Here is a 16,440-nt window from a genome sequence, read left to right on the forward strand (position 1 = left end):
AATTTTCAGCTGAGTCTGAGTAAGAAACGCGATCAAAGCCAATGATGAGGTCATCACCGGACTGATTGCCCTGTTCACCGTAGAGTGGAGAGGAATCGTCGTCTCTGGTGACGTTGCCGTCGAGGTCAATCCAAGAGGATTGGCTTAGGAACTGTGGATTGGAGAAGAGGTAGTTGGGATTGTATCCGCCCCAGCTGTTGAGAGGTGAGAGGGCAACTATTTCTCCGTTTTGGAAGAAGATTTCATTGACATTGCGGAGAGTATCTGTGCCGTCATTGCCATCGTCAAGGTTACGGTCCTGGATGAGGACGTATTGGCCTTGAGTATCAGAGAGGAGAGCAACGGAGTAGTCGCGTTGATATTGATCCCAGAGGCTGAAGTTGCCGTTGTAATCAACGAGTTGAAAATTGGAGATGAGGTCATCACCTGACTGATTGCCCTGTTCGCCATTTAGAGGAGCGGAGCCGTCTTCTTTGGTGATGTTGCCGTCGAGGTCAATCCAAGAGGACTGGCTTGAGAATTCTGGATCGTTGAAGAGGTAGATGCTTCCGGGATCGTTATGCTCGCGCAAGGAATATCGATTTCCTGAAATCAGAATCTCTTCTTCTCCGGTGTAGAGGGAGAGGCCAGTGTTTCCATCACTTAAATTTCTGTCCTGGGCAATAAAATTAAATCTCGGCCAGCTGAACTGGTTCAGTGGGAGGAGATTGACGTCCTCCAATCTGCTGAACTCCGTTATCGGTTCTTCTCTAACAATGCCACTCATATACATTTATGACCTTGGCTGCCTAAGTTGACTTCTGCTTAGAGCTGGGTGCCAGAACAGGACTGACTAAGCGTATTTCAAGCATTTTAACTCAGGCGCCTGTCTAGCCCTTTTTGGTATGCGGGATCCGCATGCATTCCATCTCCGAGGGCTTTGTTCGACCATCTCTTTGTGGACTCAGGTGTCCCCAGAGTTGCTGGCTAGTGCTGTGGTGCCTTGTTCAACGACTCAAGACCACTTTTTTCTGAACTGTTTTGCCGCCGTGCGTTCCATCTGCCAGCCCGACCAACGTTGCCATTCGATTTCAGCTGCCGTCAGGCATTGCTCGGTGAGCGATTCATTTCGCTGTTCAAGGCTGTCAAATCGGATGGGACAGGCAGGACCAGCATTCATCTCGATCTCCCAACGTGAATCAAGCTTGTCGTTCAGACTGCATCCGTGGTGGTTTTTATTGATACCAAAGCCAATCGATCGGTATTTCAACTCAGTTGGTCCTGCCAGCTCGTTAGATCTGAAATGCTTCAGCTGGCCTTGAGATACACCTTGCGACCTTTGGCGTCGACTTTGTAGCGACCACCCCTGGGACCAATGTGAATCACATCGGCTGTTGATGTGTTGACTGGGCTCGGTGGTTCGGGTTCCTGCTCAACCACCGCAGGCACGGGAGTATTGGGCGTTTGCGTTCTCAGGTGAGGTGCTGCTTTGAAGATATTCAGCCCGAGTTTGCGATACAGAAAATCTGCAATTCGCATGACGCATCACTTGAATTTCCTTTTTTATTTTCCGGCGATGTCAAGTGTTCGTGGTGTCGCCGTTGCCCATCGCCCAGCTCCAATTGGCTCAACCGTGATTGTTTGTCGACTCCGCTCGACTGCTTTGCACGTCGGGAAAGTGCTCGTTCATGCATTCGGGGCAGATGCCATGGCTGAAATTCAGCGTGCTGTGCTGCATCAGGAATCGTTCGATCGGTTGCCAGAACCCTTCCCTGTCACGGATGGATTTGCAGTAACTGCAAGTGGTGACCAACCCTTGAGCGTGATGCATCTGACAGAACTCATCCATCAGGGCCAGGGATCGGCGTCTGAGTTCCAAAAGAGTGGTGGCTTGTTCCGCCAGGCCTTCCATCACCTTGTATTGCGAATTGGTGAGTGATTTGGGAATCCGATCAATCACGCAAAGCGTTCCAATGCGGTGGTTGATGTCGGTTTTCAGGGGGAAGCCTGCATAGAGCCGGATGTGGGGTGCTTCCTGCACGAGTGGGTTGTCGCGGAATTTCTCATGAAACAGCGCGTCCTCCACCACCAGAGGCTTGGAATCGAGGATCGTATGGGCGCAAAAGGAGATGTCTCGGTCGGTTTCGCTGGCCTCAAGGCCCACCTTCGATTTGAACCACTGACGCTTTTCATCCACCAAGGAGATCAGAGCGATCGGAGATTGGCAGATCTCTGAGGCCATCCGGGTGATGTTGTCAAAAGCTTTTTCAGGCTTCGTTCCCAGAATTCGATATTCACTGAGTGATCTCAGCCGGGCTGCTTCGTTGATCGGCTTTGGTGCTGCCTGCATGGGCATACCTCGCTAGGCATGCCTTTGGTCTAAGGCATGATTTTTTTATTTTCTGTAAATGTGCAGTGCGAAAAATTTCGCTTTGTGGATTTTACTTCCCTCGATTAATTAATTCTTGGAGCTGCTTCATAGAGCCACACGCTCCGCCCATCCCTGAGGGTCGCGCTGCTGCGTTGGTACACCTCAGGTACCTCCTCCCAAGCATCTAAATCGGGCAAGCAAGGGTCGGGCACCCAGTAGATCTCTCCTGTCACGGACCCATCCCCCCGCTGGAGCATCGGATAGCCCTGGTAGTCGATCAAGACGAAGCCATCGACGATTCCGTCGCTGTCGCGCTTAGTGCCCTTGAGCAAGTGATGGGCGCTGCCGTTGCTCTTCAGTGATCCGTAGACGAACAGACGCTTCAGAGCACCTGCACCACTTCACTCACTTCGGGGATCGATTCGCGCATTTTGCGTTCAATGCCCATCTTCAAGGTCATCGTGCTGCTGGGGCAGCTTCCGCAGGCTCCCTGCAGACGCACCTTCACGATCGGACCATCCAGCTCCACCACTTCAACGTTGCCGCCGTCGGCCATCAGGAAGGGGCGCAGTTCATCCAGCACCTTCTCCACGTTCTCCAACGTGAGGGCCATGGTTTCAGTGCTCATCGGGATGAACCAGACATCAAGTCCTCAAGGTTACGGAGTGGCCCCATAGGGTGACGAGAGCGGTTAACCCTCCAGCTCCGGTGCAGCACGACGGTTCGTTCAACCCCGAGGCCCGTTACGACGCCGTGCTCGTGGGCGCTGGAATCATGAGCGCCACCCTGGCGGCGCTGCTGCATGAACTTGACCCGCAGCTGCGGATTCTTCTGGTGGAGCGGCTCGAGGCGCCTGCTCTCGAGAGCAGCGCCGCGGTGAACAACGCCGGCACTGGCCATGCCGCCAACTGCGAGCTGAACTACACCCCGATGCAGGCGGATGGCACGGTTGCCACGGCCAAAGCGGTGGCCATCAATGCCTCGTTTGAACGCAGCCTGGAGTTCTGGGGGTCGCTGCGGGAGCGGGGCGATCTCGACACCGGCAGCTTTCTCCACCAGGCGGCCCACATCAGCGCCGTCTGGACGCCGGAGAACATTGCCTTTCTGCGTCAGCGCTACAGCCAGCTGAAGGAGCTGCCGGCCTTTGCGCGGATGCGCTGGAGCGAAGACCAGAGCGAGCTCACCGAATGGATGCCCCTGGTGATGGCGGGCCGTGATCTCAAACAGCCGGTAGCGGCCACCCGGATTGATCGGGGCACGGACGTGGATTTCGGCACCCTCACCAGGGCCTATCTGATGCCCTTGCAGCAGAGCGGAGCACTCACCGTTGAGTACGGCACCCAGGTGCAAGACCTCAAACGCTTGCGCCGCAGCGACATGACCGAGGCCGACTGGCGCGTGGTGCTCAAAGGGCCCTCCGGCAAAAAAGAAGTGCGGGCTCCCTTTGTCTTCCTTGGTGCTGGTGGTGGTGCCCTGCCGCTGCTGCAACGCTCCGGGATTCCGGAGGCCGCTGATTTCGCTGGCTTCCCGGTGAGTGGCCTCTGGTTGGTGTGCGGTGATACGCAGCTGGCCGACCGTCAGCGCGCCAAGGTCTATGGCAAGGCGGCCGTAGGGGCCCCGCCGATGTCGGTGCCTCACCTCGACACCCGCTGGATCGATGGCAAGCGCTCGCTGTTGTTCGGCCCTTTCGCAGGTTTCAGCAGCAAGTTCCTTAAGCAGGGCTCCTTGCTGGATTTGCCTACTTCCGTGCGCGTCACAAATTTGGTGCCGATGCTGCAGGTGGGTGCCACCAATTTCGAACTGGTGCAGTACTTGATCAATCAGCTGCGCCAGAGCCCTGCGGAGCGGCATGAGGCGCTGCAGCAATTCATGCCCACCGCCCGCGCCGAAGACTGGACCCTCTCGGTGGCGGGCCAACGGGTGCAGATCATCAAACGCAGCAAGCAGGGCGGACGGCTGCAGTTGGGAACCGAGGTGGTGGCCTCCGGTGATGGCTCCCTGGCGGCGTTGTTGGGGGCCTCCCCAGGAGCAAGCACGGCCGTCACGATCATGTTGGAGGTGCTGCAGCGCTGCTTCGAGCAACGGCTCAACAGCGAGGCCTGGCAGCAGCGGCTGCAAGCGCTGTTGCCCAGCATTCATGAGGATCCGCAGCAGGATCCGCAAGTGCTGCAGCGGATGCGGGAACGCAGCGATGCCCTGCTGGGGCTCATGCCCTAAGCCTTAGTCCCCCAGATTCACCAACACCACACCGGCGGTGATCAGGCCGATGCCGATCAACTGCGCAGGCTGGAGCATCTGGCTGTAGGCGAAGCGCCCCACCAGCACGATCACCACGGTGCCAATGCCGCTCCAGAGGGCATAGGTGATCCCCAGGGGAATGCTCAGCACCACCTTGGAGAGCAGGGCCATGGCAAGGGCGTAGGCGCTGAACACCAGCAGGGTGGGCAGCGGTCGGGTCATGCCTTCTGACAAGCGCAGGCAGGAGGTGCCGATCACCTCAGCGCTGATCGCCAGCAGCAACAGGGTCCAGGGATTGCTCATGACCTCTGGTGCCGCTCCTTAGGATTGAGACAACGACTAACTCTGGACCCGAGACGGGATTCCGCCGCTGCATGACCGACGCCCCCGTCTCACGGATCCGCAACTTCTGCATCATTGCCCATATCGACCACGGCAAGTCGACCCTGGCCGACCGCTTGCTGCAGGACACCGGGACGGTGGCCAACCGGGACATGCAGGAGCAGTTCCTGGACAACATGGACCTGGAGCGGGAGCGGGGGATCACGATCAAGCTCCAGGCCGCTCGGATGAACTACACCGCGGCGGATGGGGAGGAGTACGTCCTCAACCTGATCGACACCCCTGGGCATGTCGACTTCTCCTATGAGGTGAGCCGCAGCCTGCAGGCCTGTGAAGGGGCGCTGCTGGTGGTGGATGCAAGCCAGGGGGTGGAAGCACAGACCCTGGCCAACGTGTACCTGGCCCTGGATAACGATCTCGAGATCATCCCGGTGCTCAACAAGATCGATCTGCCTGGTGCGGATCCCGATCGAATCAAGGAAGAGGTCGAGGCGATCATCGGTCTCGATTGCAGCAATGCCATTTCCTGCTCGGCCAAGACCGGCTTGGGGGTGCCCGAAATCCTGCAGGCCGTTGTTGACCGTGTGCCCCCACCGAAGGATGCGGTGGAGGAACCCACCAAGGCGCTGATCTTCGATTCGTATTACGACCCCTACCGGGGCGTGATCGTTTATTTCCGCGTGATGAGTGGCCGGATCAGCTGCAAAGACAAAGTGTTGTTGATGGCCAGTAAGAAGACTTATGAGCTCGATGAGATCGGGATCATGGCGCCGGATCAGAAGAAGGTGGATGAGCTCCACGCGGGAGAGGTGGGCTATCTCGCGGCGTCGATCAAGGCGGTGGCTGATGCCCGTGTGGGCGACACCATCACCCTGGTGAATGCGCCGGCGGATAAGGCTTTACCGGGTTACACCGAGGCCAAGCCAATGGTGTTCTGCGGCCTCTTCCCCACCGAGGCCGATCAGTACCCCGATCTGCGCGATGCCCTCGACAAGTTGCAGCTCTCGGATGCAGCGCTGAAGTACGAGCCGGAAACCAGCAGCGCCATGGGCTTCGGCTTCCGTTGCGGCTTCCTTGGCCTGCTGCACATGGAAATCGTGCAGGAGCGGCTTGAGCGTGAATACGACCTTGATCTGATCGTCACCGCGCCATCGGTGATCTACAAGGTGAACATGATCGATGGCTCCGAAGTGATGGTGGACAACCCCGCCACGCTTCCCGATCCGCAAAAGCGTGAGTCGATCGAAGAGCCCTACGTGAAGATGGAGATCTACGCGCCGAACGAGTACAACGGCGCCTTGATGGGCCTCTGCCAGGAGCGGCGGGGTGACTACATCGACATGAAATACATCACCACCGATCGGGTGACGTTGATCTACGAGTTGCCGCTGGCGGAAGTGGTGACCGACTTCTTCGATCAGATGAAGACTCGCACCCAGGGCTATGCCTCGATGGAATACCACCTGATCGGCTATCGCAAGAACCAGCTGGTGCGCCTCGATGTGTTGATCAACGGCGAGCGGGCCGATGCCCTCACTACGATCGTTCACCAAGACAAGGCTTACAACGTGGGTAAAGCGTTGGTGGAGAAACTCAAGGAACTGATCCCTCGCCAGCAGTTCAAGATTCCGATTCAGGCTTCGATCGGCAGCCGGATTATTGCCTCCACCAGCATCAGTGCCATCCGCAAGGATGTGCTCGCTAAGTGCTATGGCGGCGACATTTCACGGAAGAAGAAACTGCTGAAGAAGCAGGCTAAGGGCAAGAAGCGCATGAAGGCCATGGGCAAGGTGGATGTGCCTCAGGAGGCCTTCATGGCTGTACTGAAGCTCAATGATGGTGGGGGGAGCTGAGGGTTTATTTGCACCAACCTTGGGCGGGGATTGACAATATTGTGCTTGCCTGAGTTTTGATTTTTGAATGTCCAGTTGTGGAGTAGTTGATAAGAACCAGGTTTTCATTGCCAGGCAGAGTTTCGATGGTGCGTATGATCTGTAATCCTTGAAGAGGTGTTGAGATATTGGATAAGTTGAGAGCTTGGGATGCAGGAAGTAGAGAATTTTGATCGCTCAGAAGCGTTGTAGCAAGAATTGAATCCTCGCAATCCGATTGAGGTGGATCGTAGGACAATTGACCATCTGTGCCCGTAGTATTGATGCTCCACTGCGAGACAGTCTCTCGGATTTTTTCGATGTCTCGTTGAATCGATGTATTGATTCCGTCGCGTAGGCGACTTTTTCCTATCGCTTGCATTGAATTACCAAACACTTGGCTTGCCTGTGTTGCCATTGTCATCAAAATCGCTGAAGCAACTAGAGATTCGGTGATTGTCATGGTGCGCTATCTCCATATTTGCCCTGCGATCCTTGTTGAGTGCCGCCAAGCATTGAGGCTTAAAGAAAAGCTTTGCAGTCGTTTCTTGTCCTTGATTGCTTAACTATCATCACTCCCTGTTGGTGCCTTCTACTCAGAGGATGATTGGTTTTGGCTTTGGATCAGATGTGATCCGTCTGAGAAATTGCTGAGGGTTAAGGGTCTGGTAGGTCAAGGCGTGCATCGTTGAAAATCAAGATCTCAGAGTCGTAGATGGTTTTGGTTTCATTCTCTGAAGTCTCAACTGTGCATGATTGCGTGTTGCAAGGGGAATCGGTGGTGTCAATGGTGTATTCAGACTGATTGCCGTTGAAAAAAATAATATCTAAGCCTTGTCCTCCGTGAATTGTATCCTTGCCGTTTCCTGGCAGATAAATATTCTGATCATCACCAATGGCTTGCGCTTCAATATCTCCTACAAGCTTGTCATTTCCACCTCGACCCACCAATACATCATTGCCTGGCCCGCCAATAAGGGTATCGGCGTCATCTGTTCCCCTCAAAACATCATTTCCTGCAGCTCCGGTAAGAGTGCTTGATCCAGCATCACCAGCTTCAATAATATCGTTGGCATCAGATCCAGTGATTGAGTCACCGCCACCATATCCACATAATAAAATATCTTCTCCTCGCAAAACTGAGATATTTTCAGAAGATAAGTCAGTATCTGGTCCGCTTGTACCTTTCACTTTGACCATGTTCGATGCATCACACAAGCTGTTGGCGGTTGGCCTTGTGTATAGCGGGCTGATGCGGCTACGAGCAGCCGTCACTTGCCCATATTTCACGGTGGCATGACCTTTTAGGCCAAGTATGAAGTCTGCGTATTTGGAACTATTGGAGGTGTTCGAGCTAGAGATAAATCCACCTCCTTCGTCAACTGTGCCAGCAAGTCCATCGAGGAGCCGTTCGAACTCGATGGTGTTGTTGTACGAGCCATCATTGTTTAGTCCTGGACCACATCGCCACAACGTATTTGTCGGCAGCCAGTTTGAATCTGATTCCTTCACTGCATAAATCACAATTGGAAGGTCGCGCCTCATATCAATGGCAAGGCGAAACTCCTCTTCTGAAATGTCGCAAGATGAGGAAACGATAATGTTCTCGATATTTGTGATTAAGTGCTCAGAAAGAGCAATTTCGGATTCGATGAAATGTGTTGTACGTGCCCAGTCGTTTCGTTGCCGTTCCATGGCTTCTGCGCGTTCACTGCTTTGGAGGTGTGATATCAAGGCTTGTCCAGCAACTGATGCCGTTAAGAGTCCAATCGCTGCAGCTACGACTAATTCAGTGATCGTAAAACCCATGGCTTAAAAAGCAGTGTTGAAGTTGCAGCTGCTGTTTCGCTCAATTCCTTGGCGAATTAATCCCAATGGCTGGATGATGGCAATGCAGCGATTCTTAATTGATTGGTCCAGATTTAACTTGATTAATCCACCCTGCGCCACTGTGCCTCGAGGTGTAATGATGATGTTTGTGGTCCCATCTGTCTGCGAGTTTGTATGTGAGCTATCGCAGATTAGATTGTTCGACGTTGATGTATCGCTGCAGAGAATTAGGTTGTCAATATTCTGAGTTATTTGCTTAAGATCTAGTTGTGAGATATCATCGCAATCATTCCCATCGTTATGCGATGCGGCCCTTAAAGCGGTGTTTGCATCATCAATCTCGATAACACAAGTTTCCGATTGTTGTAAGGCTCGCAGTCGATTGTCTTCCAGCCAGGCTGCTGTTTCCCGTGTAATTGCTTTAAGCCTCTCTTCTTTCCAATTGCGCTGGTAATGACCGATGCCAATCCCTGCAAGAATCCCAAAGATGATGACAACAACCATTAATTCAAGGATTGTGAATCCTCCACTCTGAGTGTTTTTGCTGGGCATCATCATGGCTCTCGATCAAAAGAGAACCAACTGTTCACGCCAAGGCTGATGTAGTCCTGGATTGAGGTGGCAAAGCTGGTGCCATTCCGGCGAACCAGTTCAGACGGAAGATCGGGAGGTACGACCAGTTGAGCTTGATTGCCCGACGATCCTGTCCACGATTTTGACCAGACGGCACCACGGATATCTCCCCCAGCGCAGTTGTCGTCTTCGGCGACATCACAATTATTTTTTGATCCACCATTGATCCCAACATCACCACAGGGGAAAAAGATGAACATGTTGCTGCCACTGGCACCTCCTGAAATCTTGATGTCTTGCAGGGTGAAGCTGTCATCCGTTGAGCATGAGTCGTCGCTCGATGCTGGAAGGCCAAATAGGCTCAAGTCTTCCGCTGAGCCGTTATGGATGATTCCACTTTTACCACTGAGTGTGATGTTGCCCTGAATGTAGAGATTGACTGGGCCATTGGATGTGTCGACATTTAAGACCCTCTTGCCGCTGCCAATAATGTTGCTTACTTTGCAGTGAGTTATGAATATATTGCCTTCTTTTTCCGTCTCGCAGCGATTGTTGTTGTTGACGCCAGCAGTGTTTCCTGCAGTGATTGTTGTGTCACCAGTTTGTAAGTCAATATTGGTGTATTCAGTGTTTCCAATGAGCTTTGATGGGAATTCTGGTACGGGAGGAATGTCGATATCGCCTATAAATATCTCCCCCCCAACATCGCACTGGGTGTTGCAGCTTATTGCCGGTTCATTCTGTTTGGTGCGTTCATCGCTATCGATGATTCCATCTGCATTTGTATCTGTATAGGTAGGCGTCGTGCATTTTGTGCAGAGAATATTGCCCGATGTCTGTCCAATTACATCGTTGCCTCCCATGGTGACCGTTGAGGCGAGTAAAGCTGGAAATCCACTATTTGTTGCGGGTGATCCGTAGGTGTTGTCACAGGGCTTTGGCTTGATGTCGAAGCTTGTCTCGACGACTGCGCTGGCAAGAATGCGCGTCTTGTCGTTGCTTTTTCGATGCCCTATTACGCGAAGGGTTCCCGTTCCACCATAGTATTGAGTTCCTGAATAAGCATAGTAATCAACTTCGTAATCTCCAGATGGATTGGAGGTGATTCCTGCGATATCTGGTTTTCCCGAGCTTGTGGCATCAGGGCAGATGGAGGACGGAATGCATGGTTGGTCCCATGTGCATTCATAACTGATAGTGTCTGAATCTTCGTCTTCTATGCAGCTGTGATTTCCTGGAATTGACCCATTCTTGGAGTAGCAATTGATCAGTAGATAGCGATAATTGCTGTTTAACGATTCGATCGTTTGGGCAATGCCTGATTCTGCGATGGCCCTCGCTTGGCGTGCTTGCTCCAGCCTTTGTGACCCAATCAATCCCCCAAAGCTTCTGGCTAGAAGAGCAAAACCACCCACCGTCATGATCAAGCCAACGATCAGGACGAGTGGGAGAGCAAATCCATTGCTTTCAGAAGTATTTTCTAGTCTTCTCCATATGATTTGTGCATGTTTTGCATGCCCACTAATTGTTGTTCTCGGTTGCTGTTTGAATTTTTCTGATTTGGATTGCATCTTCTCTTCCTCTATTGCTGAAGGGCTCTCTTTTCGAGAGCCCTAGAGTTGTTTTAGCAGGCTGCTGTAGAAGGGGTTCCAGACGAGGTGTTGGTCGGAGCTGTGGTCGCAGTTGCAGTTCCACCGAAGACTTGACAAGTTCCGGTTTTCACCGTTTGTGTGTGACCATTATCAAGATTGGTGGCTTGGGTCATCACCAAATTCTGCAGCGAAGTGTCAACTTTTACTGTGGCCGTATCTGTGATGGGTGGTCCGAAGGCGGTTACTACGAGAATGTAATCACCCAAAGCATATGTGCCGTCATCAAGTAAGGGCGTAGCACCGGCGGCTGGTGCTGGCGCTTGGACGAGTGAGCAATAATAATCAAACTTTTGAGTTTCGAGTTTTGTTCTCCCTCCAAGGTTGTCGCATGTCGTTGCTGATCCTGCGAAGACAAAAGGTGTATTCGTGGTGGTGCCTTTAGTGGCTAATTCAGCGATGTATTCTGCGCCACCTTGTTGGTATTCTGCGGCTGTATTTTTGACGATTGCGGCGGTGTCAGATTTGCCCTCTGCCCCTTTGGCTTTAGTGCTTTGAGATAGGAACTGCGGAAGTGCAACGCTTGTCAGAATTCCAACAATCACAATCACAACCATCAGCTCCACCAAAGTGAAGCCCTTCTCGAGCGGATTGCGGCCTTTTTTGCGGTTGAGGAATGCCAGCTTCACCCGTCTGTTCAGTGTCGTCATGGCAATAAGTGGTTGTAAAGAGTGCACGCAGTGGTGCTGCAATCACAACCATGAATCAACTAGTAGGCCTTTAAGCCAGTACTGGCTGAGTCTTCTCTGAGCTTTCTCTGAGTTGTTTTCTCCGATGTTGCTCATCTCTGAGCTTTATTGAAACCCCTCCAGGTTTTTCGTCTTATGGGGAATGCTTCATCCATCTTTCGTTGATGTTGGATGCGATCGCCTGATCCAAAGCGGCAGGGGTTTGCCCTGCCTCTGGCACTCACCACCTCGGCATTGCTGCTGTTGAGCAGTTTGTCGTTGCAAACCCTCGCCCTCCATGCGCGTCAGCGCAGCCGTCAGGCGTTGGCCCTGTGCCTTGGCCGATCGGCAACCCAAGCTCGCCATCGCACCACGTGATGGCTCGGATCCTGTGGTGTACAGCCTGGGTCCGGCGCCGTCGGCGATCTGGCGCGGTGATGTCTTGATGCGCTGCGGCCCTGCCTTTGATCTCCAGGGGGGGATCCGCAGCGGCAGTCGCTATCAGAATCGTGTGGTTCTGGATGGCGTGGAGCGCTTTGAGCTCCACCAGCCGTCTGGATTGCCGGTGCTGCAGATGCAGCTCGAACAACGCACCCGCCTGGGAGGGCGTGTCCGTTCCCAGGGGGTTGGCTAGGGCTCGGTGACGGGCGCAGGATCCGGTGCCATCAGGAAGAACAGGGTCAACGCCACTTCAGACAGGGCCAGGAAGAGGTGGTCCAACCAGCCGAATTCCACGCCCATGCCCATGGCGGTGATCCAGCTGTTCACCACCAACATCACCGTCGCAAAGATCGCCAACACCAGTGCAGGCACAGTCCGCAGCAGACGCCGTTGATCCCAGAGCATCCACAGCAGGGGAATCAAAACAACCGTGCACACGCCGTGCAGGATTCGCATCGACACATCACTGTGCATATGCGGTGTGATCGCAGCCCAGAGGTTCACTGGGATCAGCAGTGAGCAGAACACGAGGAACGGAATCATGACGGCAACACCACGGTGAAGCAGCTGCCTTGGCCAAGGCGGCTGTGCACCTGAATGCTGCCGCCCATGCCCTCCACCAGCAGCTTCACAACGGAAAGTCCTAAGCCGGAGCCCGTTTTGGCCGGTGCGTTGCTGCCGCGCTGAAAACGCTCAAACACCTGGTTCAGTTCGGTCTCAGGAATGCCGATGCCTTGATCAATCACATCGATCAAGAAGGCACTGGCGCTCTGCCGCAGCACCAAGCGGATGGCGGTGTCCCCGGGGGAATACTTGTCGGCGTTTTCAATCAGATCCAACAGCACCTGGCGCAAGCGGGCCGGATCGGCCAGGGCCATCGCATCACGGGCCGTTGGATCGTCAGGAAGCTCCAGCACCAAGGGGCGGCTCAAGGTGTTGCGGGCAAGATCCGCCACTTGTTCCAGTTGGTCGGAGAGGCGGACAGGTCCCTTGGCGATGGCCAACCGGCCGGAGTCGCTCCGGGAGAGGTCCAGCAGATCGTCCAGCAGCCGGCGCATGCGAATGCTTTCCTCCTCCGCGGTCTGCAACCCCTTCACTTGATTGGTGCTGAGGTTGTTGCCGCGTTTGATCGTGCGGTGCAGATAGCCCTGAACGATGGTGAGGGGGGTGCGCAGTTCATGGCTGACGGCGCTCACGAACTGGCGTTGCTGGCTCCACGACTGGGCCAGCCGTTCCAGCAGGCCGTTGTAGGTGCGGCTCAGCTGCATCACTTCGATGGGGCCTTCGCTTAGCTGGAGTTTGGCGGTGGCCAGGGTGTCTGCCGTCAGTTGGGAGCTGGCGGCATTGAGCTGATCCAAGGGCTGTACCACGCGCCGCACCACCCAGCTCACGCTCAGCAGGGTGATGGCCAGGCAGCTGCCCCACACCATGATCATCAACACCAGATAGTTGTTCAGGGCCTGAAGGTTGGAGCTGGCCCGTTGGGCCATCCACAGGCGTGAGCCGTCGGGCAATTGCTTGACCAGCTCTGTCAGCAGTCGTTCATTGCCGATGTCGAACGTGCGCTGCAGCCCTGGCTCACGGCCGGGGTTGGTGGCCATGGCGGTTTGGATCGCGGCGTCCGGCAGGGCCTGGTGGATGCGTGGCCGCACCAAATCGCCGTTGTTGTCTTCGATCCAGAGGCTGGTGTTGGGGCTGGAGTGGAACAGCAATTCCTGTTCAAGCCGGGTTGGATCGTCTTGCAGATCGGTGATGGCGTCTTCGCACAGCGCGATGCTTTGGCGGGCCAACTGCTGGTCGTTGGCCAACAGATTGCGCTGACCGATCAGCAGACCCACCGATGAGGCCCCTGTGAATCCGAGGAAGACCACCAAATAGGTGGCCAGCTGGAGCTGGCCTTGGAGACTGCCGAGAAGCCGTTGTCGCCAGTGGTAGCGGGACGCCATGGCTTCATTCTTCCTCGGTTCGGGAGACAATGCATCTGCCCGAGGCCAACTTGCCCGTGACCCGCAGCCTCTCCACCCGCATGGCTCGCTGGGGTCTGGTGATCGTGGGGATTTACCTGCTGGTGGCTTTGATCACGCCGTTGTTGGTGAGTGCTGGCATCCTTCCGGACGCCAATGCTGGCCTGGAAAACCCGATCTACTCCGGTCCCAGCTGGACCCATTGGTGCGGCACCGACCGGCTCGGCCGGGATGTGTGTGTGCGCACCATGGCAGGCAGTGGAGTGGCGCTTCAGGTTGTACTGCTGGCGGTGGGTTTGGCCCTGCTGGTAGGGGTGCCCCTGGGCATGGTGAGTGGTTATTTCGGCGGCGCTGTCGATCGCCTGATGGTGCTGCTGATGGACACGCTCTACACGCTGCCGGTGTTGTTGCTTTCGGTGGTGTTGGCCTTTCTGCTGGGCAAGGGCATCCCCAATGCCGCCGCAGCCCTTTGCGTGGTGTACGTGCCGCAGTATTTCCGCGTGGTGCGCAACCAAACCGCTCAGGTGAAGAGTGAGCTGTTTGTGGAGGCCGCCCAGAGCCTTGGGGCAGGGCCGCTCTGGATCCTGCGGCGCTACCTGTTCCGCAACGTGATCACCTCGGTGCCGGTGCTGCTCACCCTCAATGCCGCCGATGCGGTGTTGGTGCTGGGGGGACTGGGATTTCTTGGCCTGGGCTTGCCGGAGACCGTGCCCGAATGGGGTGGTGATCTCAACTTGGCACTGGCGGCGGTGCCCACCGGGGTGTGGTGGACTGCATTGTTCCCCGGCCTGGCGATGTTTGTTCTGGTGCTGGGGCTGTCCTTCCTTGGGGAAGGGATCGAGGCCTGGGTGAGCGGCACAGAAGCCCGGCCCGCGTCAGACTGAAGCCATCGGCACGTGATTGATGGCCTGGTGGATCAGCTTGATGTTGCTGAGCATGGCCGCGTTTCTCTGGAAAAAGAGCCTCGACAGCACCGATGACGTGATCGCTTTGCTCGAGCGGATCCTTTCCACCACCTTGGTGCTGGTGGTGGTGCTGGTTAGCCGCAATCTGCTGCTGGAGACGGCGGTAATGATCGCCGCGGTTCAGTTGCCTGGGGCGTCGCGGCGATAGCGCTGATCTCAGGCTGGTTTTGGTGCCTTCACCTCACGGATCGAAATCCGGCAGGAGCTGGGGAAGATGGCGTGGGCCGCTTCCACTGCATGGCTGAGATCGTCGGACTGGAGCATTTCTTCGCCCCACTCGTTGCCGCAGTGATAGGTGACCGCGTACTGGTGCAACTGTTTGTTGTCCATTGCTGACAATCCGCTGCTTTGGTTATGGCCCAGCGTTCGCAGAGATACAAGTCTTCCGTCGGATCAGCAGCGCAGCTTCACAGTTCGCGGCAACTCCTCCATCAGCTCTCCTTCCTCGCTTAAGGCGGGGTATGGCCGTTGCTGATCCCGACACCAGCGGGCCACCTCGGGGTAGGACCACTCAAACAGCAACTGCTGGTATTGCTCTGGCTTCAGGCCTTCTCCCTGAGTTGGGGCCAGTCCGGCGACCTGGCGTTGGCGCAGCGCCTCAAACAGCAGGGTTGCCGTGGCGACCGACACGTTCAGGGACTGCACCATGCCGCGCATGGGGATGAACAGCGCTTCATCCATCAGATCTCGCGCCTGATCGGTCAGCCCCCATTTCTCGGCCCCAAGCACGAAGGCGGTGGGTCCGGTGAAGTCGCACTCCCGGTAGTCCTTGGCATTCACTCCGAGATGGGTTCCGTAGAGGCGGAACCCTTTCGCTTTGAGTTGCCGGATGGCTGTTTCGGTATCGGGATGATCGTGCAGAGGTACCCATTTCTGGCTGCCCTGGGCCGTGCTGTTGAAGGTGCGTGGCCGCCCGTCGAAACTCACCGCGTGAGCTTCCAGCGCTCCGACGGCATCACAGCTGCGCAGGATGGCGGAGAGGTTGTGGGGTTTCTCCACGTGTTCGAGCAACACCGTGAGATCCGCCATGCGGTGGTTCAGCACGGATTTCAGCCGCTCAAACCGTCGCGGCAGCAGGGGCATGGGCGATCAATCGGGTGAGAGCAACAGGTTGGGGTACTTCCATGCTTTGGGGCCTGGAACGACAATCAAGCAGCCAGCGCTTCTGTCGACATCCAGATCCCGCCTAAGGATCCCTCCGTTGAACCGTACGTCTCCGGCGGCACGTTTGATCAGCGTGTCTGGAGTGAGGTGGAACGCATCCCCCACGGACGGTTGGCGACCTACGGCCAGATCGCTGAGTTGATCGGTGCCTTTGGTTGTGCTCGTCAGGTGGGCTGGGCGCTGCGTCGCCTCAAGCTCCCGTCCCCTGTCCCTTGGCACCGCGTGGTGAACGCTCAGGGCCGGATTTCGATGAGCCTCAGCCGTGAGGGCAGTGACTGGATCCAGCGGGACCTTCTGCTGGCAGAGGGCATTCCGGTGGATGTGGAAGGACGCTTGCCGTTGCGTCAGTTCCTCTGGCACCCGGGCGCCCATGCTGGAGATTGAT

22 protein-coding genes are annotated in these 16,440 nt (G+C 55.6%); 7 read left to right on the forward strand and 15 right to left on the reverse strand.

Annotation, left to right across the window (positions count from 1 at the left end; all coding sequences use genetic code 11):
• From Q3Y53_RS07170 to Q3Y53_RS07190, 5 genes are all read right to left on the reverse strand, one after another.
• A partial coding sequence (locus Q3Y53_RS07170; protein ID WP_303534604.1) for a hypothetical protein occupies positions 1–721 on the reverse strand: 721 nt, incomplete at its 3' end.
• Positions 722–994: 273 nt separating this feature from the next.
• On the reverse strand, positions 995–1,249 hold the full coding sequence (locus tag Q3Y53_RS07175) for a hypothetical protein (RefSeq protein ID WP_303534607.1): 255 nt from the start codon (positions 1,247–1,249) through the stop codon (positions 995–997).
• 357 nt (positions 1,250–1,606) lie between these two features.
• The gene (locus tag Q3Y53_RS07180; protein ID WP_303534609.1) at positions 1,607–2,329 is read right to left on the reverse strand and encodes a GAF domain-containing protein; all 723 of its coding nucleotides are present in this window, start codon (positions 2,327–2,329) and stop codon (positions 1,607–1,609) included.
• 104 nt (positions 2,330–2,433) lie between these two features.
• Positions 2,434–2,736 carry a gamma-glutamylcyclotransferase gene (locus Q3Y53_RS07185; RefSeq protein ID WP_368506438.1) on the reverse strand — a complete coding sequence of 101 codons (303 nt, stop codon included), beginning with the start codon at positions 2,734–2,736 and terminating at the stop codon, positions 2,434–2,436.
• A complete protein-coding gene (locus tag Q3Y53_RS07190; protein WP_011128549.1) occupies positions 2,733–2,978 on the reverse strand; it encodes a NifU family protein in 246 nt (81 codons plus the stop codon). Before Q3Y53_RS07190 ends, Q3Y53_RS07185 begins: the two co-directional genes overlap by 4 nt.
• A gap of 80 nt (positions 2,979–3,058) precedes the next feature.
• Between Q3Y53_RS07190 and Q3Y53_RS07195 the strand changes: the two genes are divergently transcribed.
• Entirely contained in the window at positions 3,059–4,567 is a 1,509-nt protein-coding gene (locus Q3Y53_RS07195; RefSeq protein WP_303534812.1) for a malate:quinone oxidoreductase, read from the forward strand.
• 3 nt (positions 4,568–4,570) lie between these two features.
• Here the strand turns inward: Q3Y53_RS07195 and Q3Y53_RS07200 are convergent, their stop codons facing one another.
• Positions 4,571–4,891 carry a multidrug efflux SMR transporter gene (locus Q3Y53_RS07200; RefSeq protein ID WP_303534624.1) on the reverse strand — a complete coding sequence of 107 codons (321 nt, stop codon included), beginning with the start codon at positions 4,889–4,891 and terminating at the stop codon, positions 4,571–4,573.
• Positions 4,892–4,962: 71 nt separating this feature from the next.
• On the opposite strand from Q3Y53_RS07200, the gene lepA reads away from it, so the two are divergent.
• On the forward strand, positions 4,963–6,783 hold the full coding sequence (lepA, locus tag Q3Y53_RS07205) for a translation elongation factor 4 (RefSeq protein ID WP_303534626.1): 1,821 nt from the start codon (positions 4,963–4,965) through the stop codon (positions 6,781–6,783).
• A 4-nt stretch (positions 6,784–6,787) separates the two neighbouring features.
• On the opposite strand, the gene Q3Y53_RS07210 is transcribed toward lepA, so the two are convergent.
• The 5 genes from Q3Y53_RS07210 to Q3Y53_RS07230 all read right to left on the reverse strand — a co-directional run bounded on the left by Q3Y53_RS07210 (position 6,788) and on the right by Q3Y53_RS07230 (position 11,503).
• Entirely contained in the window at positions 6,788–7,264 is a 477-nt protein-coding gene (locus Q3Y53_RS07210) for a hypothetical protein (protein WP_303534628.1), read from the reverse strand.
• A gap of 194 nt (positions 7,265–7,458) precedes the next feature.
• Positions 7,459–8,610, reverse strand: a complete 1,152-nt coding sequence (locus Q3Y53_RS07215) for a calcium-binding protein (RefSeq protein ID WP_303534630.1) — start codon at positions 8,608–8,610, stop codon at positions 7,459–7,461.
• Between the two features lie 3 nt (positions 8,611–8,613).
• On the reverse strand, positions 8,614–9,189 hold the full coding sequence (locus Q3Y53_RS07220) for a Tfp pilus assembly protein FimT/FimU (RefSeq protein ID WP_303534632.1): 576 nt from the start codon (positions 9,187–9,189) through the stop codon (positions 8,614–8,616).
• Positions 9,186–10,775 (reverse strand): hypothetical protein, encoded by a 1,590-nt coding sequence (locus tag Q3Y53_RS07225; protein WP_303534634.1) that lies wholly within the window; start codon positions 10,773–10,775, stop codon positions 9,186–9,188. Before Q3Y53_RS07225 ends, Q3Y53_RS07220 begins: the two co-directional genes overlap by 4 nt.
• A gap of 53 nt (positions 10,776–10,828) precedes the next feature.
• Positions 10,829–11,503 carry a type IV pilin protein gene (locus Q3Y53_RS07230; RefSeq protein ID WP_303534636.1) on the reverse strand — a complete coding sequence of 225 codons (675 nt, stop codon included), beginning with the start codon at positions 11,501–11,503 and terminating at the stop codon, positions 10,829–10,831.
• A gap of 210 nt (positions 11,504–11,713) precedes the next feature.
• Here Q3Y53_RS07230 and Q3Y53_RS07235 point away from each other — a divergent pair, with 210 nt between their 5' ends.
• Positions 11,714–11,899: a hypothetical protein gene (locus tag Q3Y53_RS07235; protein ID WP_303534638.1), complete on the forward strand. Its 186-nt coding sequence runs from the start codon at positions 11,714–11,716 to the stop codon at positions 11,897–11,899.
• Positions 11,859–12,155, forward strand: a complete 297-nt coding sequence (locus tag Q3Y53_RS07240; protein ID WP_303534640.1) for a hypothetical protein — start codon at positions 11,859–11,861, stop codon at positions 12,153–12,155. Before Q3Y53_RS07235 ends, Q3Y53_RS07240 begins: the two co-directional genes overlap by 41 nt.
• On the opposite strand, the gene Q3Y53_RS07245 is transcribed toward Q3Y53_RS07240, so the two are convergent.
• Together Q3Y53_RS07245 and Q3Y53_RS07250 are read right to left on the reverse strand one after the other, a co-directional pair.
• Entirely contained in the window at positions 12,152–12,505 is a 354-nt protein-coding gene (locus Q3Y53_RS07245) for a hypothetical protein (RefSeq protein WP_303534642.1), read from the reverse strand. The two genes, Q3Y53_RS07240 and Q3Y53_RS07245, sit on opposite strands and share 4 nt — an antisense overlap.
• Entirely contained in the window at positions 12,502–13,908 is a 1,407-nt protein-coding gene (locus Q3Y53_RS07250; RefSeq protein WP_303534644.1) for a sensor histidine kinase KdpD, read from the reverse strand. Before Q3Y53_RS07250 ends, Q3Y53_RS07245 begins: the two co-directional genes overlap by 4 nt.
• Before the next feature lie 29 nt (positions 13,909–13,937).
• Here Q3Y53_RS07250 and Q3Y53_RS07255 point away from each other — a divergent pair, with 29 nt between their 5' ends.
• On the forward strand, positions 13,938–14,810 hold the full coding sequence (locus Q3Y53_RS07255) for an ABC transporter permease (protein ID WP_303534646.1): 873 nt from the start codon (positions 13,938–13,940) through the stop codon (positions 14,808–14,810).
• Between the two features lie 19 nt (positions 14,811–14,829).
• Complete coding sequence (locus Q3Y53_RS07260) at positions 14,830–15,039, forward strand: hypothetical protein (protein WP_226425660.1); 210 nt, start codon at positions 14,830–14,832, stop codon at positions 15,037–15,039.
• 8 nt (positions 15,040–15,047) lie between these two features.
• Here Q3Y53_RS07260 and Q3Y53_RS07265 read toward each other — a convergent pair whose 3' ends face one another.
• Both Q3Y53_RS07265 and trmH read right to left on the reverse strand, forming a co-directional pair.
• The gene (locus Q3Y53_RS07265; RefSeq protein WP_170950570.1) at positions 15,048–15,221 is read right to left on the reverse strand and encodes a hypothetical protein; all 174 of its coding nucleotides are present in this window, start codon (positions 15,219–15,221) and stop codon (positions 15,048–15,050) included.
• A gap of 63 nt (positions 15,222–15,284) precedes the next feature.
• Positions 15,285–15,974 carry a tRNA (guanosine(18)-2'-O)-methyltransferase TrmH gene (gene trmH / locus Q3Y53_RS07270; RefSeq protein ID WP_226425657.1) on the reverse strand — a complete coding sequence of 230 codons (690 nt, stop codon included), beginning with the start codon at positions 15,972–15,974 and terminating at the stop codon, positions 15,285–15,287.
• Positions 15,975–16,142: 168 nt separating this feature from the next.
• Here trmH and Q3Y53_RS07275 point away from each other — a divergent pair, with 168 nt between their 5' ends.
• Positions 16,143–16,439 (forward strand): MGMT family protein, encoded by a 297-nt coding sequence (locus Q3Y53_RS07275; protein WP_303534654.1) that lies wholly within the window; start codon positions 16,143–16,145, stop codon positions 16,437–16,439.
• Position 16,440 lies beyond the last annotated feature (1 nt).

The organism is Synechococcus sp. YX-04-1, from assembly GCF_030546365.1.
GTDB lineage: Bacteria > Cyanobacteriota > Cyanobacteriia > PCC-6307 > Cyanobiaceae > Parasynechococcus.